Consider the following 25,811-nt stretch of genomic DNA (forward strand, 5'->3'; position numbering starts at 1 on the left):
CCCAGGGCCAGAGCCTAGACCACTTCCCTCAGCCGCTCTGCCGTTTGCAGATCGACCGAGACGAGCTGCGACACGCCCTGCTCCGCCATGGTGACGCCGAACAGGCGGTTCATGCGAGCCATGGTGATCGGGTTATGGGTGATGATGACGAAGCGGGTTTCGGTCGAAGCCGCCATCTCGTCCATCAGATTGCAGTAGCGCTCGACATTGTGGTCGTCGAGCGGCGCGTCGACTTCGTCGAGAACGCAGATCGGCGCCGGATTGGTAAGGAAGACGGCGAAGATCAGCGCCATCGCCGTCAGCGCCTGTTCACCGCCCGACAGCAACGTCATGGTCTGTGGCTTCTTGCCCGGCGGGCGGGCAAGGATTTCTAGGCCAGCTTCCAGAGGGTCGTCGCTCTCGATCAGTTGCAGCTCGGCCGTGCCGCCGCCGAAGAGATGGGTGAAAAGCCGCTGGAACTGGGCATTGACCACGTCGAAGGCGACGATCAGCCGCTCGCGACCCTCGCGATTGAGGTTCTGAATGGCGCTGCGCAGCTTGCGGATCGCCTCGATGACGTCGTCGCGCTCCTTCAGAAGCAGAGCCAGCCGCTCGGAAAGCTCCTTCTGTTCCTCTTCCGCCCGGAGGTTGACGGCGCCGAGGCGCTCGCGCTCGATCTTCAGCCGTTCCAGTTCGCGCTCGACGTTGCGCATATCCGGCAACGCCTCGTCGACCGCAAGCCCGGTCAGCCGCATCACCTCGTGCGGAGCGCAGGCGAGCGCCTCCTGGATGCGGGCCTCGATCTCGACGCGCCGCTCGCGGCTCGACACCAGCCGCTCCTCGGCGCGGCCGCGCTTTTCACGCGATTCCGCCAGCTCCGACAGCGCGGTCGCGGCCATGCGGTCGGCCTCGCGCTGGCGACCCTCGGCCTCGGCCAGGATATCGGCGGCCTCGCGGCGTGACGCCTCGGCCTTCTGCAATTCGTTCATCAGCGCGCGGCGCTTGTCGTCGAACTCGTCGGGCGCATCCATCAGGTCCTCGACCTCGTCGCGCGCTTCGGCCTCGCGATCCCGGAGGGTGGCGATATGCTCGTCGGCGCTCGCCGCCCGCGCCTTCCAGGTCTGACGTTCGCCTGATATCGCCGCAATCCGGCGCTGGCGTGCCTCGTTCTCGCGCGCAAGTCCGTCGTGGGCCGCGCGCCTTTCGGCAACCGCTGCACGATCGGCCGCCACATCCGCCGTTTGCGTGCGCAGCTTCAGCTCGAGTTCGGAAAGATCGGGCGCATCGGCAAGGGCGTCGTTGGCCGTCTCGATCTGTTCGGCGACCTCTTCGAGCTGGCTTTCGAGCTGACTCTTGGTTTCGGCAACAACCGCGCGGCGACGCGAGAGATCGCCCGATGCGCGCTCGGCCGCCGCCAGCGCATCGCGCGCTTCGCCAAGCTGGCGCGTGATCATGCGCTGGGCGTCACGGGCTAGCCGCAGCCGCTCGTCCTCGGCGCGGATGCGCGAGCCGGCAGCGGCAAGATCCGCCTCGGCGCGGCGGAGCGCCTCGCCGGCGTCGTCCGCTTCGGCATCGAGTTCGGCAAGGCGGTTCTTCTGGGCCAGCCTTAGTGCTGCAGCACTTGGCGCTTCGGAACCGGTCACATGGCCGTCCCACCGCCAAACCGAGCCCTGCATCGTCACCAGGCTCTGGCCGGGTTTCAACAGCGGCATCAGCCGCTCGGCCTCTGCCTCGCTATCGACGATGCCGATCTGGCTCAAGGCACGCGTCAGCGCCTGCGGGGCGCGAACGTGCTCGATCAAAGAGCGCGCGCCGTTCGGCAAGGCGGCATCGCCGGAATGGTCGCCCGGTGTACGCCAATGGGCGGGCGCTGCGTTATCGAGCGGCGAATCGAGATCATCGCCGAGCGCTGCTCCAAGCGCCGTCTCGAAGCCGCGATCGACCTTCATCTCCTCGACAACAGCCGGATAAGCGTCACCACCGGCCGCTTCGAGCATGCGACGGATCGTGCGCGCCTCGGTCTCGATACCGTTCAGGACGGCCCGCGCCCGATCGACCGGCGGGCGGGCGTCAGCCTCGGCGCGGCGGGTTTCGGCAAGGGCCTCTTCGATATCAGCGACATTCGCCTCGGCCTCTTCGAGCGCGGCCTCGGCCACTTCGACCTGGCCCTGCTTCTCGTGCGGGTCAGGCAGCGTCGACATCTGCCGGTCGAGTTCGTCAAGATCGCGGGCCTGATCGGCGAGCTGGCGCACCAGGCGGGCCTGCCGCTCCGAGAGATCCCGCAGCGCGCGCTCGAGCTGGTTGCGACCGGCCTGCGCTTCGGCGCGCTCCGCGGTCAGCCGGCTGAGATCGGTCTCGCTCACCGAAAGTTTTTCGTTCGCTTCTTCGAGCCGCTCCCTGGCTTCGGTTGCCCGGTCGTCCGCCTCGGCGAGCAGCTCGCGCAGTTCCTGGTCTTCTTCGTCGAGGCGAGCGAGAATACCGGCATTGTCGGCAACCAGGCGTTCCTCGCGGGCGATATCCTCGGCGAGCTGCGCCAGGCGGCGCTGCAGCTCGTCGCGGCGGCGCAGGATGCGGCCGGCATCTTCCTCAAGCTGCGAACGGGCGATCTGCAGGCGCTGCAATGCGGCTGCCAGCTTCGCCTCGTTCTCGCGCAGCTCCGGCAGTTTCAGGCTGGAAATCGCCTGATCCTTGGCCGCCTGCATCTGGGCCTGCGCCTTTTCGGCAACGAGTGCCGTCACCTGGTTTAGCTGGCTGGTTGCCTCGGCTTCGGCTTCCTTGGCGTGAACCCAGCGGATGTGGAACAGGATCGCCTCGTGCTTACGGATGTCGGCAGACAGCATCTTGAAGCGACTGGCCTGGCGCGCCTGCCGTTTCAGGCTCTCGATCTGGCTTTCCAGCTGCGAGGTAACATCATCGAGGCGCTCAAGATTGGTTTCGGCCGCTTTCAGCCGCAGCTCCGCCTCGTGCCGGCGCGAATGCAGGCCGGAAATGCCGGCAGCCTCTTCAAGAAGCTGGCGTCGCGCCTGCGGCTTTGCCGCAATCAGTTCGCCGATACGGCCCTGGCCAACCATCGATGGCGAGCGGGCGCCTGTGGACGCGTCGGCAAACAAGAGCTGCACATCCTTGGCGCGCGCCTCTTTGCCGTTGATCCTGTAGACCGAGCCCTGTTCGCGCTCGATGCGGCGCGTCACCTGGATTTCGTCGCTATCGTTGAAGGCGGCCGGCGCGGTTCGATCGCTGTTGTCGAGGTAAAGGCCAACTTCGGCGGTGTTGCGCGCCGGCCGATTGCCGGATCCCGAAAAGATCACATCGTCCATGCCGGACGCGCGCATGTTCTTGTAGGAGTTTTCCCCCATCACCCAGCGCAATGCCTCGACAAGGTTCGACTTGCCGCAACCGTTCGGGCCGACGATGCCGGTCAGACCGCGCTCGATGATGAATTCGCTGGGTTCGACGAAGGACTTGAAGCCGAGCAGGCGAAGCTTGTTGAACTTCATGCGGCGGACGCTGGCGCAGAACGCCCCTCGTCATCCAGCTGACGGGCATAAAAAACGGGCGCACGGCTGCTGCCGTCGCCCGTTTTCAGGAAAAGCGAAGGATCAGAGCTTGCTGTCGATGAGGGCCGACATGACGTCAACCGACATATCCCCAGAATAGTGCTCTCCATTGACGAAGAAGGTCGGCGTCGATTGTACGCCAAAGTCCTTTGCGCCCTTCTGCATAACTGCGTTCACATCATCCAGAAGTTTCTGGTTCGTCAAGCAGGACTCGAAGGTCTCCTGTGTAAAACCGGCAAGCTTGGACATCTGCAGCAATGCATCGCGACCATTCTGGGCGGCGGCCCACTGCTGCTGCTGCTTGAACAGCATGGAGATCATCGGGAAGTACTGGCCCTCAGGCGCGCAACGCGCCAGCATGAAGGCGGCAGCCGCACGCGGATCGAACGGAAATTCGCGCAGGACGAAACGAACCTTGCCGCTGTCGATATACTTCGTCTTGATCGCTTCGAAGGTGTTGTTGTGGAAGGCGGCGCAATGCGGGCAGGTCATCGACATGTATTCGACGATCGTAACCGGGGCGTTGGCATCGCCGATCGCCATTTCCGGCAGTGCGCCGGGCTCGAGCAGCTTGGCCATGTCGACGGAGCCTTCCGAGCTCGGCAGCTCGACCTTTGCCGGAGCGGCCGTCGACTGGGCGACTTCGGTGCCGGCTGGCTTGGCTTCCGTGGTCGTTGTCGGAGCAGCCGTCGTCGAAGCGGTCGTCATCGCGTCGGCCGGCTTGGCGTCGGCCTTGGCGGCCGTTTCCGTGGTTTCGGTCGGGGTCGCCGAAGCCTGCTCCTTCTTCTCGTCGCTGCAGGCGGCAAGCACAAGAGCGACGGTCGCGATGGCAATACCGCTGAGCAGGCGTTTGGAAAGGTTCATTGCGGAAGCGGACATGAATTTTACCCGTGTTCGGAGGGAATTGCAGTGCGGATTCGATATCTTGCCGCGCGCGGGGCGGCAAGGGGCAGCGTTTCAACAGAATTCAAAGAATTGTGACCGCCTGATGGTCCTGCCCTAACGCCGGCGTGGCGACATGACTGCGGTCCCGAGCCGCCGCAGTGCCGCCTTCAGCTCTTCGCTCTCGATACCCTCGACCATGGTTTCAAGCCGGCGGGCCGGTTCGCCCGAAAGCGGGCGCGGCGTGCGATTGCGTTTTGGCGGTGGCGACACCGGCTTTTGCACGATCCGCAGTTGCCCGATGGCGTAAAAGCCGAAGAAGCCATTGATGCGCTGGATCAGTTCGCCCTGGGCATGGGTGAGGAAAAGTGCGCGCGCGCCCTCGCAGGCAACCGTGAGCACGCCGGGCTGCTGACCGCCCTCGCCGGCAATTTCCGAGGCGCGGCGCGGCCAGGCGATCTTTTCCGGCCGGGTGCAGTCGGCAAAGTCGGCGCCGGCGATCTCGTCCCAGGAGCCGAGCAGCATGGTGTTGATGCCGGCGCGCTTGGCCAGCACCGGATCGATCAGGCCGTTGGCGACCTCGCTGATCTGGACCACACCCCTGCGGGACTTCTGTTCACTCACGAACGCGACTTTCTGTATGCAATGTCGATTGAGCCTTGATGCGCCGGCTCGCCTTCGCCAAGTATAGGCCGGAAAAGGAACTTCCGGCAAATCATGGCAAATACGATCACGGCGGCGAAGGCCGCCCCGCTTCTTCTTGAATGGTACGACCGGCACCACCGCGACCTTCCGTGGCGGGTCTCGCCGTCGATGGCGCGTCAGGGTGTGGTCGCCAATCCGTACCATATCTGGATGTCGGAGGTCATGCTGCAGCAGACGACCGTGCAGGCGGTGAAGGCGTATTTCGAGAAGTTCCTGACCTTGTGGCCGGCGGTCGAAGATCTCGCCGCCGCCGACAATGAAGACGTGATGAAGGCCTGGGCCGGGCTCGGCTACTACGCACGGGCGCGCAACCTGAAGAAATGCGCCGAGGCCGTGGCGCGCGATCATGGCAGCCGTTTCCCCGACACGGAGGAAGGGCTGAAGGCCCTGCCCGGCATCGGCGACTATACGGCAGCGGCCGTCGCCGCCATCGCCTTCAACCGCCAGAGCGCCGTGCTTGACGGCAATGTCGAGCGGGTGATCTCGCGGCTTTACGCCATCGAAACCCCGCTGCCGGCGGCCAAGCCGGAAATGCGTAGCCAAGTCGCAGCCTTGACGCCCGCCGACAGGCCGGGCGATTTCGCCCAGGCGATGATGGATCTCGGCGCGACGATCTGCACGCCGAAACGCCCCGCCTGTTCGCTCTGTCCGTTCCGGCCGCACTGTCTGGCGCTTTCCATCGCCGATCCCGAGACCTTTCCGCGCAAGGCGAAGAAGAAGGATAAGCCGCTGAGGCTTGGCGCCGCTTTCGTGGCGATCGATGCCCGCGACACCGTCTATCTGCGCAAGCGTGGCGAAACCGGCCTTCTCGGCGGCATGACCGAGGTGCCCGGCACCGGGTGGACTGCGCGGCAGGATGGCGACACTTCGGTCGAGGCGCAGCCCTTTGCCGCTGCCTGGGAAAACTGTGGCACGATCACCCATGTGTTTACGCATTTCGAGTTGCGCCTGTTGGTCTACAGGGCCAATGTCGCGCGCGCCGAGACCGGAAACGACGGCTGGTGGGAGCCGGTCTCTTCGTTGAAAGCCCAGGCGCTGCCGACGGTTATGAAAAAAGCGATCGCCCAGGCGATACCAGATGCCTTCAAAGCCAGTCGCTGAGAAGGTCGAACGAGGAACAGGTTCATGAGCAGCATCGAAATCCGACACATCGTCTTCGACATCGGCAAGGTGCTGATCCATTACGACCCGAACCTGCCCTTCAGCCGCATCATTCCCGACGAGGCGGAGCGGCAATGGTTCTTCGCCAATGTCTGCACCCACGACTGGAACATCGAACAGGACCGTGGCCGCTCTTGGGAAGAAGCCGAGGCGCTGCTGATCAAGGATCATCCCGAACGGGAAGAGCAGATTCGCGCCTTCCGCAAACATTGGCAGGAGATGGTGCCGCACGCCTATGTCGAAACGGTTTCGTTGATGGAAAACCTGATCGCCGAGGGCCGCGACGTGACGATGCTGACCAACTTCGCCTCCGACACGTTCCGCGAGGTGCAGCAGCTCTACCCGTTCCTGACCCTGCCGCGCGGCGTCACCGTGTCGGGCGATGTCGGCCTGATCAAGCCAGATGTCGCGATCTACGAGACCCATGCCCGCAATTTTGACCTCGACCCACCGGCGACACTGTTCATCGACGACAGCATGCCCAATGTCGAGGGCGCACGTCTGGCCGGCTGGCACGCGGTGCATTTCACCGACCCGGAAAAGCTGAAGGCCGATCTCGCCGCCTACGGCATCCAGCGCTGACAATCACGCCGGACAACTCGCCTCGATAGAGGTTTAAATTCCGCCACAAATGCCACTACCACCATAGATTGCATTCGATGCGGAATCGTCCTCGCGTTTCGAGACCGGCCGCATTCGGTCTGGGTGTTTGGGATGCTGTCCGCCGCCTCGGACGGGAGGGCATTGGGGCGGAAAGCCAGTAGTGTCAAGCGCACTCAGGCCGGAACCTCAGACATACTCGACCATCTGCCGCAAAGCAGCGGGATCGGTTATCCCGCTCCGGTACATGCTTATGATTGTTTCAGCTATCCGTTCGGCCTCCTCGCAAGTACGAGGCAGCCGGCGACGAATCAGCGTCTCCTCGAAGATAGCTTCCATCACATTGAGATCGTCAGGGTGAAAAATATTGAGATGCTGTTTCGCGAACATGCGCTATCCCAACTCGACTGGGGCGAAAGCGCGGGGTCTTTCAGGCGCCGGAGCCCTTGTCCAAGTCCGGCGATAGCTCAGTATGTGCTCATTGAGCGGATAAGCAAGAAAGATACGATCCGCTGCGGTGACAGGTTTTTGTGACGCAGAAGGTGTTACAGAAATCTGCTGGCAATTGTTCTTGCGCTCAATGCCAAACGATTTTGCGCGCTACACTGCGCCCTGGCACCGATCCGGCCAACGCATCCGAATAACCGCAGTTCGTCGAGGCGGCGATAAACATACAAACGCCCGGAAGCCTTGCGGATTCCGGGCGTTTAAAGCTCTCCTTCCGGGACTGAAGGTACAAAAACCGGGCAGAGTGCTTTCGAAGGACCTGGCGGAACTGGTTGATCAGTTCAGTTTTGCCAGGTCATTTCGAATGACGGTTCTGAGTTCGTCGATGGGCTTCAGGGTGTTCCCTTCTTCGAAGTGCCAGAATGTCCATCCGTTGCAGGCATCGAGACCCTGGACCTTGGCGCCCAGGCGATGAATGGAGCCGGCCTCGCCACCGGAGGCAAGCGTGCCGTCGGCGCGCACGATCGCGCTGTGACGTCGCTTGGCATCGGTCAGGACGGTGCCGGGCTTGATCAATCCGCTTTCGATCAGCGTATTGAATGCCACACGCGGCTCGGCCTTCTTGCCGGTCATGACCGACAGCATGGCCTTGCCGAGCGGCTCGACAGCGTCGATCCGCGCCGATGCCGCGTCAATATAGTCCTGTTCGCGCTCGATGCCGACGAAGTGGCGGCCGAGGCGCTTGGCAACCGCACCGGTGGTGCCGGAGCCGAAGAAGGGATCGAGGATGATGTCGCCCGGCTTGGTCGATGCCATCATGATGCGGGCGAGCAACGCTTCCGGCTTCTGTGTCGGGTGCACCTTCTTGCCGTCGTCGCCCTTGAGGCGTTCGTGACCCGAGCAGATCGGGAACAGCCAATCGGAGCGCATCTGCACATCGTCATTGGCCGCCTTCATCGCATCGTAGTTGAAGGTGTAGCCCTTGGCGCTGGCGTTCGGCGTCGCCCAGATCAGCGTTTCATGGGCGTTCTGGAACCGGCGGCCCTTGAAGTTGGGCATCGGGTTGGTCTTGCGCCAGATGATGTCGTTGAGGATCCAGAAATGCAGGTCCTGCAGGATCGCACCGACGCGAAAGATGTTGTGGTAGGAGCCGATAACCCAGAGCGTTCCGGTCGGCTTCAGCACGCGACGGCAGGCCAGCAGCCATGCGCGGGTGAAGGCGTCATAGGCTTCGAACGAAGCGAACTGGTCCCATTCGTCAACGACGGCGTCGACGACCGACTGGTCGGGGCGGGTCAGCATGCCGCCGAGTTGCAGGTTGTAGGGCGGGTCGGCGAAAACGACATCGACCGAATTGTCGGGAAGCGCATTGAGCGCTGCCACGCAGTCACCCTTGATGATGGAATCGAGCCAACCCAGCGGACGGGTGGAACGGGAGACTTCGGCAAGCGAAACAACTGATGACATGGACAACTCGCAAATACGCTTACTCGGGACGGACTATGGAGCTTATGGTTACCGAAGATGGTTACCAAAGCCTGAAGGCCATCAGGAAAAATTTCGTAATTGCGTTGCCGGACCAATCGCTTCGCCTGCCGGGAGCCGTCAAGCGGCGTGGAAGGCGCGGCTGTCGACCGGCGCCTGACGCCGCTCGTTCAAGCCATAATCGCGCACCACCGACGCAATGCGTAGACGGTAGTCGGCAAAGACGCCGTGACGACCGGCATCCTGGGCAGCGCGGTGCTCGGCACCATTGCGCCATTCCTTAACGGCCGCCTCGTCGCGCCAGAACGACAACGACAGAACCTTGTTGGGATCGGCGAGGCTTTGAAAGCGCTCTATCGAGATGAACCCGTCGATGCCATCGAGCAGTGGGCGCAGGTCGGCGGCGATGCCGAGATAGGTCTCACGACGGCCCTCGGCCGGCAGCACTTCGAAAATAACGGCGATCATGAGTTCACCCCTTTCCAGCCGGCCACGAAACGTTTTTCAGGAAGATGCGGTCCTCCTTCAGGATAAAACGCTCTTTGCGCGCGAACGCATAGTTTTCTTTGCCCAAGGGGTCGGCGACAAGCCGGGCGCGATAGGCCTCATAGGCGGCAAGGCTGTCGATGTTGTAGACGCCGTAGGCCGTCGTCGCCGAACCTTCGTGCGGTCCGAAGTAACCGATCAGATCGGCGCCGCAGCGCGGAATGGCCTCACCCCAGTTACGGGAATAGGCGGCGAACTCCTCCTTCTTGAAGGGGTCGATTTCGTAGCGGATGAAGCAGGTGATCATCTTGGTCTCCTCTTTCGGTGTTTTTCGACGCGCCCACTATGCCCGCTTGCCGACCCTCAATGCTTCGACTACGATCGAAGTATGAAGGAAGGTCCAGACATCGCTCTCATCGGCTCGCTGATCGGCGACCCCGCCCGCGCCAACATGCTGACCGCGCTGATGGCCGGGCGCGCACTGACGCCGACGGAGCTTGCGACGCATGCCGGCATCACGCTGCAGACCGCCAGTTCCCATCTTTCCAAGCTCGAGGCCGGGGGCCTGTTGAGCCAGCGCAAACAGGGCCGTCACCGCTACTACCAGTTAGCTGAGGACGAGGTCGGTCTGATGCTCGAAAACCTCATGGGGTTTGCCGCCAGCCGCGGCATGAACCGGCATCGACCCGGGCCCAAGGACCCGGCGTTGCGCAAGGCCCGCGTCTGCTACAACCACCTGGCCGGCGACTATGGCGTGCGCATGCTCGACAGCCTGATCGCTGCCAAACAGATCGAGGTCGCAGGCGACGACCTCGCCTTGACGGATGCGGGCCAGATCCGCATCGAGGCGCTCGGCATAAACTACGCATCGCTGAAGAATTCCCGCCGGCCGATCTGCCGAACCTGCCTCGACTGGAGCGAGCGGCGCTCGCATCTTGCAGGCTCGCTCGGCGAGGCGCTGCTGACGCTTTTCATCGACAAGGGCTGGGCAAGACGCGAAGACAACAGCCGCGCCATCCGCTTTACCGATAGCGGCGAAAGGGCCTTTTCAGACCTCTTCCCGCAGTGAACACGATTCCTCGGCTGCCCGCACGAGGGCATCGGTAAAACCGCCATCCGCAACGCGGCTGCAGAGGCCGGCCCATTCGCATTCGGCACAGGCGGCCACGGCTTTTCCCTTGGCAAAGGCTGAACGCAATCGTCGTAGCCTGCCGGCGTCGAGCACCAGCACCGATCCCGGTTCCAAGTGCCGGTCGAGGATGTCTGAGATCGCCGCGAGCGCAAGACTGTCTCGCCGTGTGATCCCGTCTTCCCGGCAATGGGCGCCGGCGTCACACAACATCGGCGCGCAAATGTCGTCCGGGCCGTCGACAACCGTGACGCTTTCGCCGGCGGATAGACGCTCGGCGATCCTGACATAGTTGCGCGTGAACGAGGGCGTATAGCCCTCGCCCACGAAGGTCAGCAGGCACAGCAGATGATGCCCGCGCAGCCGGACCGTCAAATGAGGTCCGTCGGCTTCTGTGCATAGCGCTGGACGGCTTTCAGCACGGCTGCAGCAAGCGCCGACTTCAGTATCGCGCCGAGCACGAATGGCGCGGCACCGAGTGCGATTGCCTGTTCGAAACCGATCAGCGTCGCAAGCCAGGCGGCACCGAGAGCAAGGCACAGCATGTTGGCGGCGAAATGGGCGGCGAAGCTCAGGATGACGCGATCACCGGTCCAACCGCGCTGCGCCAACCAGCCGGCGAGACCTGCGACCAAGGGAAAGGCGGCGAGATAACCGGCAGTCGGTCCGGCGAAATGGGCAAGACCGCCAGCGCCATTGGCCAGAACCGGAAGCCCGAGCATGGCCTCAGTCAGCCAGGCGAGGATGGTGGCGACGCCGAGCCGCCACCCATAGACGACGCCGATCATCGTGACGGCAAAGGTCTGCATGGTCACCGGCACCGGGATCATCGGCACGCTGATCTGCGAGGACAGCGCGAGAAAGCCGGTTCCAAGAAGCACAAACAGTGCCTTGGCCAGCCAGGTTTTGCCGTCGAGGCGGAGCGGATCGAAGAGGGGCGTGTGGGCGGAAGCGAGATTGGACATCTGGGTCTCCGTGAGCTGTTTTCAAATTATAGATAATTTCTGATTCTATCTATAATATCACCTCGACTACCGCTGGAAGACGCCCCGGTCAATCCGCAACGGCACAAGCCGCCACACGAGATCGCCCGTTGACACTCGCAACGGACCGCAAAACAAGGAAAATAAAATTATAGATAATTTACCAACTGCGGCGGCGACTGAAGCGTAACAGCTGCGTTCAAACGCCTATCCGACGATGGAAAACGCCTCTCGCGTCTCGCCGGCAGCGGTCTTGACCGGCGTCTTGCCGATCCAACCGACATGGCGCTCGAGGATTTTCGCCGCCTCGTCGCCCCGCCCTTCCCGCAAGGCGGCAAGGATCGCCCGATGGTCATGATCGGTGCGCGCTTCCCAGCTGGTCCGCCAGGCCGAGAACAGAAAACGGGCGCTGGCCGCATGCAGGTCGTCGATCGAGGCGAGCAGGCGCGGCATGCCGCAGGGCTCCAGGATCAGTCGATGGAAAGCGTGGTTGGCAGCCTCCCAGGAACGGACGTCGCGCGACGTGTCCGCGGCGACCGTGGCCGCCTCGGCACGGTCGAGGATGGCAGCAGTCAGATGCGGGATCGCGTGCCGCAGCGCCAGCACCTCGAGAACCGCACGCATTTCGGCGACCTCGCGGACCTCCTTGAGGTCGAAGGCGGCAACGCGGACGCCGCGACGCGGTTCGCTGACGGCAAGCCCCTGCGCCTCCAGCAACCGGAACGCTTCACGCACCGGCACGTGGCTGGCGCCGAATTCCTCGGCGATGTGATCCTGGCGCAGACGCTCGCCTGGTGTCAGCGCGCCCGAGATGATCCTCTCGGCCAGTGCCCGGCTGATGCGGCTTGCGATCGTATCGTCCCGTTGCTTGTCCATTGGCTACAGATAGAGGTGCCAGCAAGGCCTGTCGAGCAAGCGACAGCGGCCTTTCGACGATTTCCAAAGGTTGAGATTTCGGCCGCCATCGTATAAACCTTCGGCGTACAAAAGCACGCGCCGCGAAAGCGACCCTCCCCCTGCCTGCGGCGCCTCCTTCTCCCAGGGAAACTGACCCAAATGAACGGTATCGACCTCATCATCTTCGATTGCGACGGCGTTCTCGTCGATTCGGAAATCATCGCCTCGGAAGTCGAAGCGACCCTTTTGACCGAAGCTGGCTATCCGATCAGCATCGAGGAGATGGCAGAGCGCTTTGCCGGCATGACCTGGCAGAACACGCTGCTGCAGATCGAAAAGGAAGCGAGCATCCCGCTTTCGGCCTCGCTCATCAGCAAGGTCGACACGATCCTCGACGAACGCCTCGCGCGCGACCTCAAGATCATCGAAGGCGTCAAGCCGATGCTGGCGCAGCTGACGCTGCCGCATTGCATCTGCTCCAACTCGACCTCGGCCCGGCTCGCGATGATGCTCGGCAAGGTCGGGATCAAGGACCATTTCGGCCGCCACATCTATTCCGCCCGCGACCTTGGAGCGGATCGCGTCAAGCCGAAGCCGGATATCTTCCTGCATGGCGCCAAGCAGATGGGCGTCGCCCCTTCCCGCGTCCTGGTCATCGAGGACTCCGTTCACGGCATCCATGGCGCGCGCGCGGCCGGCATGCGCGTCGTCGGCTTTACCGGCGGCTCGCACACCCATCCCTCGCATGCCGACCAGCTGACCGACGCGGGCGCCGAAACGGTGATTTCACGCATGTCGGCACTGCCGGGCGTGATCGCCGCTCTTTCCGAGTGGTCGGAATCGATGACGGCCTGATCCGGCAAAGGCGGGCGCAAGCCGCCTGCAGACCCCTTTCGCCCCGGATTTTCACCGGGGCGGGAAAAAGCTCTCGGCCATCACGGCGGGCGTCCGATTAGGCGCCGAGGGACACGATGTCACATTGATGTGCGATCGCTGTCCCTCCGAAGATCTCCCCGGTTTTCGCACCGCGCACGAGGGCCATATCAAGCAAGCCCCTCAGGGGTATTTCTAGGAGGAAACATCATGCGTCTTTCAATGTTGACGGGCCTAACCCTGGCGGCCAGCGTTGCCTTCGGGCCGCTCGCGTTTGCCGATATCACCGTTGGCGTCATCACGCCGCTCACCGGCCCGGTTGCGGCCTATGGCGAGCAGGTCAAGAACGGCGCGGAAGCGGCCGCAGAAGAGATCAACAAGGCTGGCGGCATCAATGGCGAGAAGATCGTCCTGAAGATGATGGACGATGCCGGCGACCCCAAGCAGGCCGTGTCGGTCGCAAACCAGGCGGCCGGCGAAGGCATCCGCTTCGTCGTCGGGCCGGTCCTGTCAGGGACGTCGATGGCAGCTTCGGACGTTCTCGCCGAAAATGGCATCCTGATGGTGACGCCGACGGCAACCACGCCTGACCTGACCACGCGCGGCCTGTGGAACGTACTGCGCACCTGCGGTCGCGACGACCAGCAGGCCGAGGTCGCGGCAGCCTATGTGGTCAAGAACCTCAAGGACAAGAAGGTCGCCGTGCTGCACGACAAGGCGCCCTACGGCAAGGGCCTCGCCGACGGCTTCAAGAAGGGGATCAACGCCGGCGGCATCACTGAAGTCGTCTACGAAGGTCTCAACCCGGGCGACAAGGACTTCAGCGCCATCGTCACCCGTCTGAAGGCGGAAAATGTCGATGTCGTCTACTTCGGCGGCTATCATCCGGAAGGCGGTCTGCTCGCACGCCAGATGCGCGACCAGGGCGTGACCGCGCAGATCTTCGGCGGCGACGGCCTGTCCAACACCGAGTTCTGGGCGATCGGTGGCGAAGCTGCGACCGGCACGATCTACACCAACGCCAGCGATGCGACCCGCGACCCGGCGTCGGCTCCGGCCGTCGAGGCGCTGAAGGCGAAGAACATTCCGGCCGAAGCCTTCACACTCAACGCCTACGCCGCGGTACAGGTTCTGAAGGCCGGCATCGAAAAGGCCGGCTCCGCCGAGGACGCGACCGCGGTTGCAACCGCGATCAAGTCCGGCGAGGCGATCGACACGGTGCTCGGCAAGCTCACCTACGGCGAAGCCGGCGACCTCACCTCGCAGGCTTTCTCGCTCTACAAGTGGGAAGGCGGCAAGAGCGTCGCTGCCGAGTGATGGCTTAGCGTCGACAAATGAAAACGCCGGGGCAAGCCCCGGCGTTTTTTCGTTTCATGCAGCCGTTACAGCGGCTGATGCCAACCTGCGTTGGTATTACTTCTTGCGCTTTGCCGGCGGACCTTCGTCGAAGCCGACAAAGACCGTGGCGTTGGAACCGGAACCGGCCGGCAGCGTCACGTCCGTCTTGGTGAAGACGAACTGGCTCGAACCGTTTGCCGGGATCTCAACGACGTGCTGCACCAGCTCGGAATAGAGCGTCTTGTCTTCATCGGTTGCCGCCACCCGGATCGGCATGGTGACCTTGCCGGGACCGCCTGCGGGGCCGCTGACGACACGGCCCTGCACCACGACCGTTACCGTCATGGCCGTCTCGCTCAGCACGCATTGCCGGGTCGTATCGGCGAGCGACGCCTGATAGATGACCTTGGTCGGATCGTCCTTGCCGCCCTTGGCATAGGTGCGGAACGACGAGGTGCCTTCTCTCAAAATGACCTGCGGGCATGCTGCCTGGACAACGGCCGGCGTCGGCGTGGCGGCACTGCCGCCCGCATCGATCGCTCCGCCGGATTGCGTTTTGTTACATCCGGCGAGGACCGCGAGAAAGGATATTGCGAGGACAGGCCGGGATACTTTGCCAAACACGTTGAACAACCTCTGCTGAACCGGTTGAAACTCCTTGACCGAAATCTCGGCCGGAAGGCCTTTCATGGCCTTCGGGCATCGTCTATAGCAGCGGCGAATTGAAAAATCGATTGGGTCAGCCATCTCGATCGGAATTTTCCGAAACGACGCTGAGGCCGGAAATTGCACTGGTGACAAGAATGCGTGGGGACTTTGTCAAGGACTGACGCAATAAGACAGACGCGCTGCGGCCGGTTCGCATAGGGTCGCCGCGATCCGAAGGCAAGACGAAGGACTAGGATGGTGAAGTATATCTCGACGCGCGGCGAGGCCGCCCCCCTCGGCTTCTGCGATGCGCTGCTTGCGGGGCTTGCGCGCGACGGCGGTCTCTATCTTCCCAAGGAATGGCCGATTCTGTCGAAGAAAGAAATCCGGGCGCTGCGCGGCAAATCCTACCAGGATATCGCGTTTGCCGTGCTCGAGCCCTTCATCCACGGGGAGATCCCCTCGGCAAAGTTTCGCGAGATGATCGACGAGGCCTATGCCACGTTCCGTCATCCGGCTATCGCGCCCCTCGTCCAGACCGGCCCCAACGCCTTCGTCATGGAGCTGTTCCACGGCTCGACGCTCGCCTTCAAGGACGTGGCGATGCAACTGCTGGCACGCCTGATGGACTATGTGCTCGCCGAGCGCGGCGAACGGGCGACCATCGTCGGCGCGACCTCAGGTGACACCGGTGGTGCTGCCATCGACGCCTTTGCCGGGCGCGAGCGCACCGACATCTTCATCCTCTTTCCGCATGGCAAGGTTTCGCCGGTGCAGCAGCGCCAGATGACGACGTCGAAGGCGGGCAACGTCCATGCCATCGCCGTGAAAGGCAATTTCGACGACTGCCAGAACCTCGTCAAAGGGATGTTCAACGACGCGGCCTTCCGCGATCGCGTCAAACTTTCGGGCGTCAACTCGATCAACTGGGCGCGGATCATGGCCCAGATCGTCTACTATTTCACGACGGCGATCGCACTCGGTGGCCCGGACCGGAAGATTTCCTTCACCGTGCCGACCGGCAATTTCGGCGACATCTTCGCCGGCTACGTCGCCAAGCGCATGGGCCTGCCGATCGACAAGCTGATCGTTGCCACCAACGAAAACGACATTCTCGCTCGCACGCTAAAGACCGGCCGCTATGAAATGCGCGAGGTCAAGGCGACCACCTCGCCGTCGATGGACATCCAGATCTCGTCCAACTTCGAACGCCTCCTGTTCGAAGCGAACGATCGCGACCCGGCCGAAGTGCGCTCGGCGATGGACAGCCTCAAACAATCAGGCTCTTTTGCCATCCGCGAAAAGGCGCTGAAGGCGATCCGCAAGGACTTCCGCGCCGGCCGCGCCTCCGAAAAGGATGTCGCCAAGACCATTGCCAAGACCGTCGAAGAGACGGGCTACCTGCTCGACCCGCACAGCGCCATCGGCGTCTTCGTGGCGGCCAAGCACGAGAAGCCGTCGGCCCCGATGGTCACGCTCGCAACCGCCCATCCCGCGAAATTCCCCGACGCTGTAAAATCGGCAAGTGGTATTGACCCGGCGCTTCCGACGTGGCTTGCTGACTTGATGAACAGGGAGGAGCGTTTCGATATCCTGGATGCTGACCTGAAGAGCGTCGAGACTTTTATTGGCGGCCGTGCCCGTATCCAGGGGTAAGAACGAGAAGAAACGTATGATGAAAGTTGAGTGCACCCGGCTCCCTTCCGGGTTGACGGTGGTAACCGAGCAGATGCCGCACCTTGAAAGCGTTGCGCTCGGCGTGTGGATCAAATCGGGTTCACGCAACGAAACCGTGGGCGAACATGGCATCGCTCATCTGCTTGAGCACATGGCTTTCAAAGGCACCGGCCGGCGCACCGCCCGCCAGATCGCCGAGGAAATCGAGAATGTCGGCGGCGAAGTCAACGCCGCGACCTCGACCGAAACGACGTCCTATTACGCACGCGTCCTCAAAGATCACGTGCCGCTGGCCGTCGACATCCTTGCCGACATTCTCACCGAGTCGAGCTTCGACGAGGAAGAGTTGCGCCGCGAAAAGCAGGTGATCCTGCAGGAGATCGGCGCTGCCGACGACACGCCTGACGACGTCGTCTTCGACCGCTTCGCCGAAACCGCCTATCGCAACCAAACGGTTGGACGCCCGATCCTTGGCACGCCGGAGACGGTGATGTCGTTCTCCGCCAACCAGATTCGCCAGTATCTCGGCCGCAATTACATCACCGACCGGATGTTCGTCGTCGCGGCCGGCGCCGTCGAGCACGAGGCCTTCGTGCGCCAGGTCGAGGAACGCTTCTCGACGCTGCCGCGCACGCCGCTCGCAACGCCGGTTCTCGAAACCGCGATCTACACCGGCGGCGAAAGCCGCGAAACCCGCGACCTGATGGATGCGCAGATCCTGCTCGGGTTCGAAGGCAAGGCCTATCACGCCCGCGACTTCTACTGTTCTCAGATCCTCGCCAACATTCTCGGCGGCGGCATGTCTTCGCGCCTGTTCCAGGAAGTGCGTGAGCATCGTGGCCTCTGCTACTCGGTCTATGCCTTCCATTGGGGCTTCTCCGACACCGGCATTTTCGGCGTGCATGCGGCAACCGGCGGCGAGAACCTGCCGGAGCTGATGCCCGTCATCGTCGATGAGCTGCGCAAGTCGTCGATGAACATCGAACAGCAGGAAATCGAGCGCGCCCGCGCCCAGATCCGCGCCCAGTTGCTGATGGGCCAGGAAAGCCCGGCTGCACGCGCGGGCCAGATCGCCCGCCAGATGATGCTTTATGGCCGGCCGATCCCGAACGACGAACTGATGGAGCGCCTGTCCGGCATCACCATCGAGCGTCTGACCGATCTGGCAGGTCGCCTGTTCTTCGACACCGCCCCGACGCTGTCGGCGATCGGACCGCTCGAGCAGCTGGCGCCGATGAACGACATCCTGTCGTCACTGACAGGAAAAACCACCGTCGCGCACGCCGTCGCAAGCTGATCCGGCGCCCCAGGGCATCCCGCGTTCAAGTGGAATCACCGAAGGCGGATAAGATGCCCTAGAATCAAAGTGCTAGAGCGTCCTTAGTGCGTTCTTCTGAACGCACGGCGCTCTAGGTTCCGGCCGGAACTGCCATGGCCCCCGGGCCGGCGAAGCGTTTGCGACTTTTCGTAAAATCGGATTCGATTTGTGCGCAAAGTTGTGCAACGCTTGGATTTGCGACAGCGCAAAGGGCGCCGTCCGCCGGGCGGTTAAGGATCTTCCGCACGTTCAACTGGAAGGCCTCGGAGGCACATATGACACGATCGGTTTTTCGGTTCCTGTCGCGGCAGCCCGAGACGATCGAGATCGCCAATCAGGATTATCTGCTCCGCCTCCCCCGCTACGCCGATTATCGCCAATGGTACCAGCTCAGAAGCGAGAGCCGCAGCTTTCTCGAGCCGTGGGAACCGACCTGGCGTGCCGACGAAATGACGGAAAGCGCCTTTCGCAGCCGCGTCATCCGCAACGAGCAGGAATTTGCATCCGGCCAGGCCGTGCCGCTCTTTCTTTTCCACAAGTCTGCGGAGACCCTGCTCGGGGGGCTCACCATCGGCCACATCCGTCGCGGCGCCGGGCAAAACTGCATGATCGGCTACTGGATGGGCGAGCGTCATGCCGGCCACGGCCATATGTTTGCCGCCCTCAAGCTTGCGATTCCCTACATCTTTTCGAGCCTTGAGTTGCACCGTATTGAAGCAGCCTGTATTCCGGAGAACTCAAGAAGCATCCGGCTCCTTGAAAAGGCCGGTTTTGAGCGTGAAGGCTACTTAAGACAGTACTTGAGGATTAACGGGCAATGGCGTGACCATGTGCTTTTCTCTCTCCTGTCCGATGATGCCGTACCGAACAGGAAATTGCCCCTTTGATGCCTCTAACCCGATCGCCCTTCGCATGGTCAGCCTCGAAGCTGGCAGCGTTTCTGATCGCTCTCACGACGCTTTTCTGCGCCTTTGGCGGCATTGCCCATGCTCTTGAGCCGGTCAAGATTTCGCGCGAAGACACCGCACTCGACCTGACCGCGACGACCGAGATCTACAGCGGCCGCAGCGAAGCCTTCCAGGTCTCGACGGCGCCGGGCGCCGACGGCATCGTCCGGCGCATCGAGGTGCGTTCCAGCACCGAGAACCATCAGGGCGACTGGGCGGTTTTCGCGCTCGCCAACGTTTCGGGCGAACAGCTCGACCGCGTGATCGTCGCGCCGCATTTCCGCCTGGTGAATTCCAAGCTCTTCTGGCCAGACCTCGGGTCGCAACGCATGCTGTCGATCACGCCGAGCGAGGGCTTTGCGCTCGAACGGTTGCCGAGCGACGATTCGGACGTCTTCCAGATCACGCTCAATCCGGGCGCAGTTATCACCTTCGTCGCCGAGCTCGCGACGCCTGAGCTGCCGCAGATCTATCTCTGGCAGCCGGACGCCTACAAGGACACCGTCAACGCCTTCACGCTTTATCGCGGCATCGTGCTCGGTATCGCCGGCCTTCTCGCCGTGTTCCTGACGATCCTGTTCGTGGTCAAGGGAACCTCGATGCTGCCGGCAACGGCGGCGCTCGCCTGGGCGGTGCTTGCCTATATCTGCGTCGACTTCGGCTTCTTGTCCAAGCTCATCAGCGTCACGGCAGGCGACGAGCGGATATGGCGAGCGGGAACCGAGGTCTTCCTGGCGGCGGGCCTCGTGATCTTCCTCTTCACCTATCTCAACCTCAATCGCTGGCACCAGCATCTGGGCTATGCGACGCTCGCCTGGATCCTCGGCCTCGGCTTGCTCTTCGGCGTTGCCGTCTATGATCCGGCAATCGCATCGGGTATCGCCCGCCTCTCCTTCGCACTGACGGCAACCGTCGGGATCGTGCTGATCGCCTATCTCGGCTTCAACCGCTACGACCGGGCCATCCTGTTGGTCCCCGCCTGGCTGCTCATTCTGGTCTGGCTGTTCGGCGCGTGGCTGACCGTCACCGGCCAGCTAGCAAACGACATCGTCCAGCCGGCGCTCGGCGGCGGCCTTGTCCTGATCGTGCTCTTGATCGGCTTTACGGTCATGCAGCATGCCTTTGCCGGCGGCGCCTACCAGCAGGGCCTGTTCTCCGATCTCGAGCGCCAGTCGCTGGCGCTGACGGGGTCCGGCGATACGGTCTGGGACTGGGACGTGGCGCGCGACCGGGTCGTCACCATTCCCGATATCTCGCTGCAGCTCGGCCTGTCGATGGGCTCGATGCATGGCCCCTTGCGCAACTGGCTGCCGCGGCTGCACCCGGATGACCGCGATCGCTTCCGCGCCACGCTCGACGTCCTGCTCGAACACCGCCGCGGCAAGCTCAACCACGAATTCCGCGTGCGTGCAGAGGATGGCCATTATCACTGGCTGTCGATCCGAGCCCGCCCGGTGCTTGGCGCCAATGGCGAGATCATCCGCTGCGTCGGCACGATCATCGACATCACCGAGCAGCGCAATTCGGTCGAACGTCTGCTGCACAACGCGCTGCACGACAATCTGACCGGCCTTCCCAACCGCCAGGTCTTCCTCGACCGCCTGCAGGCCATCCTGCTGATGGCCGACACGACGACCGCCCGCCCGACCGTGCTGGCGATCGACATCGACCGCTACAAGCAGGTCAACGACCTCCTCGGCATTGCCGCCGGCGACAACATCCTGATCGCACTGACGCGCCGTCTGCGCCGCCTGCTGCGCCCGCAGGATACGCTCGCACGCATCGGCGGCGACCAGTTCGGCTTGATCCTGATGTCGGAGCGTGATCCTGCCAAGGTCGCCGATTTCGCCGATGCGGTCAGCAAGGCGATCATGGTGCCGCTCAACTACGGTAACCGGGAAATCAACCTCACCGCATCCATCGGCCTCGTCTCCTGGCTCGACCAGGAACAGAGCGCTGCCGGCCTGATCGACGATGCGGAGCTTGCGATGTTCCGCGCCAAGAAGGAAGGCGGCAACCGAGTCGAGCCTTTCCGCCCGGCCTTCAGAACCTCCGGCTCGGATCGCATGCAGCTTGAAGCCGATCTCAAGCGCGCCATCGAGCGCAAGGAACTGTCGCTGGTCTATCAGCCGATCGTGCGGCTCAGCGACGCCGAGATCGCCGGCTTCGAGGCTCTGATGCGCTGGGATCACCCCAAGCGCGGCAATGTCTCGCCGACCGAGTTCATCCCGATCGCCGAGAATTCCGACCTGATCAACCAGCTCGGCATGTTCGCCTTCGACAAGGCGACCAGCGACCTCACCGAATGGCAGATCCAGACCGGCGACCTGCCGATCTTCGTGTCGATCAACCTTTCGAGCGCGCAGCTGCTCAACAACGAGCTCTATGACGACGTTCGCGCCGTTCTCAACAAGAACCGCTGCGACCCGGCCAAGGTGAAGATGGAGCTGACGGAATCTCTTGTCATGGAGAACCCGGAACAGGCGCGGCTCGTTCTCGAGAAGCTGAAGGAAGCCGGTTTGAAGCTGGCGCTCGACGACTTCGGCACGGGACACTCGTCGCTCTCCTATCTCACCCGCTTCCCCTTCGATACGATCAAGATCGACAAGGCGCTGGTGCGCGACCCGAGCGACAAACGCGGCATTCTGCTGCGCTCGGTGATCACGATGGCGCGCGAACTCGATATGCAGGTCGTGGCCGAAGGGATTGAGTCCGAGGAAGATGCGATCCAGCTTTCGCAGATGGGCTGCGACTACGGCCAGAGCTTTCTGTTCGGCCCGCCGATCGGTTCGGAGTCGATCCAGCGGCTGTTGAAAGAGCGGTTTCCGTTGATGAAGCGGGCTTAAGGCCCACAAGAAAGGGCGCCCCTGGGCGGCTGCGGATACACCCGCAGCCAAATGTCTCACGCACGGGGCTCGCTGATGAAGTGCCGGATTTTTGGCGCCCGGTATCAGGCGTGGCCGGCCTCGATCGACAGCATCGCAGGACTGACGCCCATCAATGCCAGAGCGCGATCGTATTTGTCGCCTAGAGCCTTGTCGAAGATCAGTTCTTCGCGCGCCGGGCAGGTCAACCAGCCGTTCTGGGTGATTTCCGCCTCGAGCTGGCCGGGACCCCAGCCTGCATAACCCAGCATCATCGTCGCCCGGTGCGGCCCCTCCCCGCGCGAGATCGCGCGGACAATGTCGAGCGTGGCGGTCAGGCAGATGTCGTCGCTGACCGGAATGCTGGAATCGCTCAAATAGTCGTCGGAGTGCAGCACGAAGCCACGCCCGGTCTCGACCGGGCCGCCAGCCTGAATCTGGAAGTCGCGGGTCATCGCCGGCAGACGGATTGCCTCGTCCTCGTCGAGGATTTCGAGGTGCATCAGCACATCGGGAAAGGTCAGCTGCTGCGGCCGGTTGAGGATGAATCCCATGGCGCCGTCGTCCGAATGGGCGCAGATGAAGATGACGGTGCGGGCAAAATTCGTGTCAAACATCCCAGGCATGGCGATCAGGAACTGACCGTCAAGGAAACCGCGTTCCCGTTTCTTCTGTGCCATGGGTATCGCCATAATGCGGACAGCCTACCAATTCGTCGCGAAATGAAAAGCGCTTCAACGTCGCGACCGCCAAATAATGCACGTACCGCGTTTGCCGCGCCATGTGTGATCAAACATTTATGATCTCCGCGCCCAAGGGGCGTCTGGAGCGCTGCCGGTAAAAGCGATATTGCTTTAGCCATGATCAAACGCCCCACATATGAGAACATGGTCCAGCGCATCGGCACGGCAAGCCTTCTCGTCGCATTTTTTCTGCCCGCCGGCGCACAAGCTGCATCCAGCGAATGGATGACATCGGCAGGCGGCATGATCCGCATCGTTGCCGCGCCAATGAGGCAGGACGGGACGATCCCGGCAACGCTCGAGGTCAAGCTGAACCCGGGCTGGAAGACTTACTGGCGCGAGCCCGGCGCCAGCGGCATTCCCCCGCAGATCACCCTCGATCCGGCCGAAGGCGTCGTCCTTGAAAAAATAGGCTTTCCCGTTCCGAAGACCTTCGACGACGGCGTGGTGCGCTATGTCGGCTACGACAAGTCGGTTGCCTTCCCACTCACCCTGAAGCGCCTGCACGGCGAGGGAGACGTTAAGATCCGCGCCTCGGTGTTTCTCGGGATCTGCGAGGACATCTGCATCCCCGTGCAGGGCGAACTGGACCTGACCCTCAAGCACGGCGACTTCGACAATCCGCTCGATGCCGCCCGCATCGACGGTGCGGTTGCCGCCCTGCCGGAGCCTCCCTCCGAGGACTTCAAGGTGACAAAAGCTGTCTATGACGAGCACAAGGCAGCGGTGCAGCTTTCGTTGCGGCTGCCGCCTGATACCGGCAAGGAGCACCGCGAACTGTTTCTTGCCGGCTCCTCCGGCGTTACCTTCGGCAAGCCGGTGATCACTCAGGCGGGAGGCGCAGAGCTACAGGCCGAAATCCCCGCCCGGCTCTCCGGCAAGGACAAGACGCTGAAGGGAAAGGCGGTCATCCTCACCGTGCGCGCCGACGGGCGCAGCATGGAAACGACCCTTGCCTTTGAATGATGCGCCTCTATAGTCCTGCCGGTTTCAGGCGATGGCGTCCGAGGACGCCCGCCGGAGACGCCCGGACGCAAGACAACTCAAGCCGCGACGACGCCCTGCCGGAACGCCGGCCTGGCCATGCGCGCAACGCAAGGAGAATGCCGTGACCATTGCCGTCGGAGACAAACTGCCCACTGCTACCTTCAAGGAAAAGACCGCCGATGGTCCGGTGGAAGTGACGACCGAACAGCTTTTCAAGGGCAAGCGCGTCGTGCTCTTTGCCGTGCCGGGCGCCTTCACTCCCACCTGCTCGCTCAACCATCTCCCCGGCTATCTCGAAAACCGTGACGCCATCCTGTCGCGCGGTATCGACGATATCGCCGTGGTTGCCGTCAACGATCTGCATGTCATGGGTGCCTGGGCGACATCGTCGGGCGGCATGGGCAAGATCCATTTCCTTTCCGACTGGAACGCCGCCTTCACCAAGGCGCTCGGCATGGATATCGACCTCTCCGCCGGCACGCTCGGCGTCCGCTCCAAGCGTTATTCCATGCTCGTCGAAGACGGTGTGGTGAAGACGCTCAACCTCGAGGAAAGCCCGGGCCAGGCGACCGTCTCGGGTGCTGCCGCCATGCTGGAACAGCTCTGAGAGCAGACACCGATTCCAATAGAAACGGGCCGTTGCGGCCCGTTTTTCATTTTGCGAGAGGATCCGGTCGGCGCCCCTTCTTGTAAGGCTCCATGCCCTTGCGGGCGAGTTCGTCGGCGCGTTCGTTTTCCGGGTGGCCGGCATGACCCTTGACCCAGTGCCAGGTAACCTTGTGGCGTCGGTTGGCCTCGTCCAGCGCCTGCCAGAGTTCGCCGTTTTTCACCGGCTTCTTGTCCGCGGTCCTCCAGCCGTTCTTCTTCCAGCCGTGGATCCACTTGGAGATGCCGTCCATCACATATTTGCTGTCGGTATGCAGGTCGACCTCGCAAGCGCTCTTCAGCGCGTCGAGGGCCGAGATCGCAGCCAGAAGCTCCATGCGGTTGTTGGTCGTTTCCGCCTCACCGCCACACAGATCCTTTTCGACTTCGCCGTAGCGCAGCACCGCGCCCCAGCCGCCCGGCCCCGGATTGCCCGAGCAGGCACCGTCTGTGAAGATATCCACGTGTTTCATGCCGAGGCCTCTTCGAGCCGGAGGCCATATTCGGCACTGGAAACGATCGCCCGGTGGAACCGGATCTTCGTCAGGTATTCGAGCGGATCCTTCTTGACCACCAGCGCGCCTGCCGGCGTCATCAGCCAGTCGTAGAGACGCGTCAGGAAGAAGCGCAACGCCGAACCGCGGCAGAGCAGCGGCAAGGCTTCGACCTCATCCGCCGTCAGCTTGCGCACGCTCTCATAGCCCGAAAGCAGCGCCATGCCCTTGGTGATATTGTAGGAGCCGTTCTTCTCGAAGCACCACGAGTTGAGGCAGACGGCCACATCGTAGGCGAGATAATCGTTGCAGGCGAAATAGAAGTCGATCAGGCCGGAAAGCTGGTCGCCGAGGAAGAAGACATTGTCGGGGAACAGATCGGCATGGATGACGCCGTCCGGCAATGACTTCGGCCAATGGCTCTCGAGATGCGAGAGTTCGGCGGAAATCTCGTCCTTGAGACCGGTCTGCACCTCGTCGGCGCGTGCCTCGGAATTGACCCAGAGCGGCCGCCAGCCGCCGACCGAAAGCGCATTGGCGCGCTTCAGGTCAAAGCCCTGCCCCGCGACATGCATCTCAGCCAGTGCCCGGCCGACCTCGCGGCAATGCTTGGCCTCGGGCTTGCGAAGCCACATGCCCTCGAGGAAAGAGATCACGGCGGCCGGACGGCCGGACAATTCGCCCAGAAGCTCGCCATCGGCGCGCGGCAAGGGCAGCGGGCAGGAAAGCCCGCGATCGGCCAGGTGATGCATCAGCCCCAGGAAGAACGGCAGATCACCCGCATTCACGCGCTTCTCGTACAGCGTGAGGATGTAGGCGCCCGTCGTCGTGTGCAGCAGGAAGTTGGAGTTTTCGACGCCCTCGGCGATGCCCTTGTAGGACGTCAGCTGGCCGACGTCATAGGCCTCGAGAAAGGCGCTCAGGTCGTCTTCCGTGATATCGGTGTAAACTGCCACGGTTGTTCAC

The 25,811-nt window shown here is 62.8% G+C and carries 25 protein-coding genes; 11 read left to right on the forward strand and 14 right to left on the reverse strand.

The genetic code is table 11. The features are described 5' to 3' along the window. Positions 1–14 precede the first annotated feature (14 nt). The 3 genes from smc to ABIE33_RS03735 form a co-directional block, all read right to left on the reverse strand. The gene (gene smc, locus ABIE33_RS03725) at positions 15–3,476 is read right to left on the reverse strand and encodes a chromosome segregation protein SMC (RefSeq protein ID WP_429121532.1); all 3,462 of its coding nucleotides are present in this window, start codon (positions 3,474–3,476) and stop codon (positions 15–17) included. 102 nt (positions 3,477–3,578) lie between these two features. Beyond that, the gene (locus tag ABIE33_RS03730) at positions 3,579–4,415 is read right to left on the reverse strand and encodes a DsbA family protein (protein ID WP_429121534.1); all 837 of its coding nucleotides are present in this window, start codon (positions 4,413–4,415) and stop codon (positions 3,579–3,581) included. 120 nt (positions 4,416–4,535) lie between these two features. Next, positions 4,536–5,042 carry a DUF721 domain-containing protein gene (locus ABIE33_RS03735; protein ID WP_429121537.1) on the reverse strand — a complete coding sequence of 169 codons (507 nt, stop codon included), beginning with the start codon at positions 5,040–5,042 and terminating at the stop codon, positions 4,536–4,538. A 93-nt stretch (positions 5,043–5,135) separates the two neighbouring features. Here ABIE33_RS03735 and mutY point away from each other — a divergent pair, with 93 nt between their 5' ends. Beyond that, entirely contained in the window at positions 5,136–6,224 is a 1,089-nt protein-coding gene (gene mutY / locus ABIE33_RS03740; RefSeq protein WP_429121540.1) for an A/G-specific adenine glycosylase, read from the forward strand. Positions 6,225–6,248: 24 nt separating this feature from the next. Beyond that, on the forward strand, positions 6,249–6,866 hold the full coding sequence (locus ABIE33_RS03745) for an HAD family hydrolase (RefSeq protein WP_429121542.1): 618 nt from the start codon (positions 6,249–6,251) through the stop codon (positions 6,864–6,866). A 207-nt stretch (positions 6,867–7,073) separates the two neighbouring features. Here the strand turns inward: ABIE33_RS03745 and ABIE33_RS03750 are convergent, their stop codons facing one another. The 4 genes from ABIE33_RS03750 to ABIE33_RS03765 form a co-directional block, all read right to left on the reverse strand. Next, complete coding sequence (locus ABIE33_RS03750) at positions 7,074–7,274, reverse strand: hypothetical protein (RefSeq protein WP_429121545.1); 201 nt, start codon at positions 7,272–7,274, stop codon at positions 7,074–7,076. 393 nt (positions 7,275–7,667) lie between these two features. After that, on the reverse strand, positions 7,668–8,798 hold the full coding sequence (locus ABIE33_RS03755; protein WP_429121546.1) for a site-specific DNA-methyltransferase: 1,131 nt from the start codon (positions 8,796–8,798) through the stop codon (positions 7,668–7,670). A gap of 138 nt (positions 8,799–8,936) precedes the next feature. Continuing rightward, the gene (locus ABIE33_RS03760) at positions 8,937–9,284 is read right to left on the reverse strand and encodes an antibiotic biosynthesis monooxygenase family protein (RefSeq protein WP_429121549.1); all 348 of its coding nucleotides are present in this window, start codon (positions 9,282–9,284) and stop codon (positions 8,937–8,939) included. Positions 9,285–9,288: 4 nt separating this feature from the next. Beyond that, positions 9,289–9,609, reverse strand: a complete 321-nt coding sequence (locus tag ABIE33_RS03765; RefSeq protein ID WP_429121552.1) for an NIPSNAP family protein — start codon at positions 9,607–9,609, stop codon at positions 9,289–9,291. A gap of 81 nt (positions 9,610–9,690) precedes the next feature. On the opposite strand from ABIE33_RS03765, the gene ABIE33_RS03770 reads away from it, so the two are divergent. Beyond that, entirely contained in the window at positions 9,691–10,371 is a 681-nt protein-coding gene (locus ABIE33_RS03770; RefSeq protein ID WP_429121555.1) for an ArsR/SmtB family transcription factor, read from the forward strand. On the opposite strand, the gene ABIE33_RS03775 is transcribed toward ABIE33_RS03770, so the two are convergent. The 3 genes from ABIE33_RS03775 to ABIE33_RS03785 all read right to left on the reverse strand — a co-directional run bounded on the left by ABIE33_RS03775 (position 10,351) and on the right by ABIE33_RS03785 (position 12,290). Next, positions 10,351–10,806 (reverse strand): DUF1284 domain-containing protein, encoded by a 456-nt coding sequence (locus ABIE33_RS03775; RefSeq protein WP_429121558.1) that lies wholly within the window; start codon positions 10,804–10,806, stop codon positions 10,351–10,353. The two genes, ABIE33_RS03770 and ABIE33_RS03775, sit on opposite strands and share 21 nt — an antisense overlap. After that, positions 10,803–11,396, reverse strand: coding sequence for a biotin transporter BioY (locus ABIE33_RS03780; protein WP_429121561.1), 594 nt, complete (start codon positions 11,394–11,396; stop codon positions 10,803–10,805). Before ABIE33_RS03780 ends, ABIE33_RS03775 begins: the two co-directional genes overlap by 4 nt. 225 nt (positions 11,397–11,621) lie before the next feature. Then, positions 11,622–12,290, reverse strand: coding sequence for a GntR family transcriptional regulator (locus tag ABIE33_RS03785; protein WP_429121564.1), 669 nt, complete (start codon positions 12,288–12,290; stop codon positions 11,622–11,624). Positions 12,291–12,470: 180 nt separating this feature from the next. Between ABIE33_RS03785 and ABIE33_RS03790 the strand changes: the two genes are divergently transcribed. Next, positions 12,471–13,166 carry an HAD family hydrolase gene (locus ABIE33_RS03790; protein ID WP_429121567.1) on the forward strand — a complete coding sequence of 232 codons (696 nt, stop codon included), beginning with the start codon at positions 12,471–12,473 and terminating at the stop codon, positions 13,164–13,166. Between the two features lie 228 nt (positions 13,167–13,394). Then, on the forward strand, positions 13,395–14,501 hold the full coding sequence (locus tag ABIE33_RS03795) for an ABC transporter substrate-binding protein (protein WP_429121570.1): 1,107 nt from the start codon (positions 13,395–13,397) through the stop codon (positions 14,499–14,501). A 96-nt stretch (positions 14,502–14,597) separates the two neighbouring features. On the opposite strand, the gene ABIE33_RS03800 is transcribed toward ABIE33_RS03795, so the two are convergent. Then, entirely contained in the window at positions 14,598–15,146 is a 549-nt protein-coding gene (locus ABIE33_RS03800) for a hypothetical protein (RefSeq protein WP_429123077.1), read from the reverse strand. Between the two features lie 279 nt (positions 15,147–15,425). Here ABIE33_RS03800 and thrC point away from each other — a divergent pair, with 279 nt between their 5' ends. From thrC to ABIE33_RS03820, 4 genes are all read left to right on the forward strand, one after another. Next, a complete protein-coding gene (gene thrC, locus ABIE33_RS03805) occupies positions 15,426–16,826 on the forward strand; it encodes a threonine synthase (RefSeq protein ID WP_429121572.1) in 1,401 nt (466 codons plus the stop codon). Positions 16,827–16,842: 16 nt separating this feature from the next. Next, positions 16,843–18,144 (forward strand): M16 family metallopeptidase, encoded by a 1,302-nt coding sequence (locus tag ABIE33_RS03810; RefSeq protein WP_429121574.1) that lies wholly within the window; start codon positions 16,843–16,845, stop codon positions 18,142–18,144. Between the two features lie 296 nt (positions 18,145–18,440). Continuing rightward, positions 18,441–19,052: a GNAT family N-acetyltransferase gene (locus ABIE33_RS03815; RefSeq protein WP_429121577.1), complete on the forward strand. Its 612-nt coding sequence runs from the start codon at positions 18,441–18,443 to the stop codon at positions 19,050–19,052. After that, positions 19,052–21,958 carry an EAL domain-containing protein gene (locus tag ABIE33_RS03820; protein WP_429121579.1) on the forward strand — a complete coding sequence of 969 codons (2,907 nt, stop codon included), beginning with the start codon at positions 19,052–19,054 and terminating at the stop codon, positions 21,956–21,958. Before ABIE33_RS03815 ends, ABIE33_RS03820 begins: the two co-directional genes overlap by 1 nt. Before the next feature lie 104 nt (positions 21,959–22,062). Here ABIE33_RS03820 and ABIE33_RS03825 read toward each other — a convergent pair whose 3' ends face one another. Then, complete coding sequence (locus ABIE33_RS03825) at positions 22,063–22,656, reverse strand: YqgE/AlgH family protein (RefSeq protein ID WP_371412230.1); 594 nt, start codon at positions 22,654–22,656, stop codon at positions 22,063–22,065. A 180-nt stretch (positions 22,657–22,836) separates the two neighbouring features. Between ABIE33_RS03825 and ABIE33_RS03830 the strand changes: the two genes are divergently transcribed. Both ABIE33_RS03830 and ABIE33_RS03835 read left to right on the forward strand, forming a co-directional pair. Then, positions 22,837–23,685 carry a protein-disulfide reductase DsbD domain-containing protein gene (locus tag ABIE33_RS03830; protein ID WP_429121583.1) on the forward strand — a complete coding sequence of 283 codons (849 nt, stop codon included), beginning with the start codon at positions 22,837–22,839 and terminating at the stop codon, positions 23,683–23,685. Between the two features lie 142 nt (positions 23,686–23,827). Then, positions 23,828–24,313 carry a peroxiredoxin gene (locus ABIE33_RS03835; protein WP_429121586.1) on the forward strand — a complete coding sequence of 162 codons (486 nt, stop codon included), beginning with the start codon at positions 23,828–23,830 and terminating at the stop codon, positions 24,311–24,313. 46 nt (positions 24,314–24,359) lie between these two features. Here ABIE33_RS03835 and rnhA read toward each other — a convergent pair whose 3' ends face one another. Then, a complete protein-coding gene (gene rnhA, locus ABIE33_RS03840) occupies positions 24,360–24,824 on the reverse strand; it encodes a ribonuclease HI (RefSeq protein ID WP_429121588.1) in 465 nt (154 codons plus the stop codon). Continuing rightward, a complete protein-coding gene (locus tag ABIE33_RS03845) occupies positions 24,821–25,801 on the reverse strand; it encodes a homoserine kinase (protein WP_429121591.1) in 981 nt (326 codons plus the stop codon). The genes rnhA and ABIE33_RS03845 overlap by 4 nt, the downstream gene beginning before the upstream one ends. Positions 25,802–25,811: the final 10 nt, after the last annotated feature.

The sequence above is a fragment of the Ensifer sp. 4252 genome (assembly GCF_050434565.1).
GTDB lineage: Bacteria > Pseudomonadota > Alphaproteobacteria > Rhizobiales > Rhizobiaceae > Ensifer.

Coding starts and splice junctions, on each gene's coding strand:
- ABIE33_RS03730 (WP_429121534.1), bottom strand. CDS start 4,415: ATGTCCGCTTCCGCAATGAACCTTTCCAAACGCCTGCTCAGCGGTATT.
- ABIE33_RS03790 (WP_429121567.1), top strand. CDS start 12,471: ATGAACGGTATCGACCTCATCATCTTCGATTGCGACGGCGTTCTCGTC.
- ABIE33_RS03785 (WP_429121564.1), bottom strand. CDS start 12,290: ATGGACAAGCAACGGGACGATACGATCGCAAGCCGCATCAGCCGGGCA.
- mutY (WP_429121540.1), top strand. CDS start 5,136: ATGGCAAATACGATCACGGCGGCGAAGGCCGCCCCGCTTCTTCTTGAA.
- ABIE33_RS03780 (WP_429121561.1), bottom strand. CDS start 11,396: ATGTCCAATCTCGCTTCCGCCCACACGCCCCTCTTCGATCCGCTCCGC.
- ABIE33_RS03765 (WP_429121552.1), bottom strand. CDS start 9,609: ATGATCACCTGCTTCATCCGCTACGAAATCGACCCCTTCAAGAAGGAG.
- ABIE33_RS03820 (WP_429121579.1), top strand. CDS start 19,052: ATGCCTCTAACCCGATCGCCCTTCGCATGGTCAGCCTCGAAGCTGGCA.
- thrC (WP_429121572.1), top strand. CDS start 15,426: ATGGTGAAGTATATCTCGACGCGCGGCGAGGCCGCCCCCCTCGGCTTC.
- ABIE33_RS03755 (WP_429121546.1), bottom strand. CDS start 8,798: ATGTCATCAGTTGTTTCGCTTGCCGAAGTCTCCCGTTCCACCCGTCCG.
- ABIE33_RS03750 (WP_429121545.1), bottom strand. CDS start 7,274: ATGTTCGCGAAACAGCATCTCAATATTTTTCACCCTGACGATCTCAAT.
- ABIE33_RS03810 (WP_429121574.1), top strand. CDS start 16,843: ATGATGAAAGTTGAGTGCACCCGGCTCCCTTCCGGGTTGACGGTGGTA.
- rnhA (WP_429121588.1), bottom strand. CDS start 24,824: ATGAAACACGTGGATATCTTCACAGACGGTGCCTGCTCGGGCAATCCG.
- ABIE33_RS03760 (WP_429121549.1), bottom strand. CDS start 9,284: ATGATCGCCGTTATTTTCGAAGTGCTGCCGGCCGAGGGCCGTCGTGAG.
- ABIE33_RS03825 (WP_371412230.1), bottom strand. CDS start 22,656: ATGGCACAGAAGAAACGGGAACGCGGTTTCCTTGACGGTCAGTTCCTG.
- ABIE33_RS03830 (WP_429121583.1), top strand. CDS start 22,837: ATGATCAAACGCCCCACATATGAGAACATGGTCCAGCGCATCGGCACG.
- ABIE33_RS03795 (WP_429121570.1), top strand. CDS start 13,395: ATGCGTCTTTCAATGTTGACGGGCCTAACCCTGGCGGCCAGCGTTGCC.
- ABIE33_RS03770 (WP_429121555.1), top strand. CDS start 9,691: ATGAAGGAAGGTCCAGACATCGCTCTCATCGGCTCGCTGATCGGCGAC.
- ABIE33_RS03815 (WP_429121577.1), top strand. CDS start 18,441: ATGACACGATCGGTTTTTCGGTTCCTGTCGCGGCAGCCCGAGACGATC.
- smc (WP_429121532.1), bottom strand. CDS start 3,476: ATGAAGTTCAACAAGCTTCGCCTGCTCGGCTTCAAGTCCTTCGTCGAA.
- ABIE33_RS03745 (WP_429121542.1), top strand. CDS start 6,249: ATGAGCAGCATCGAAATCCGACACATCGTCTTCGACATCGGCAAGGTG.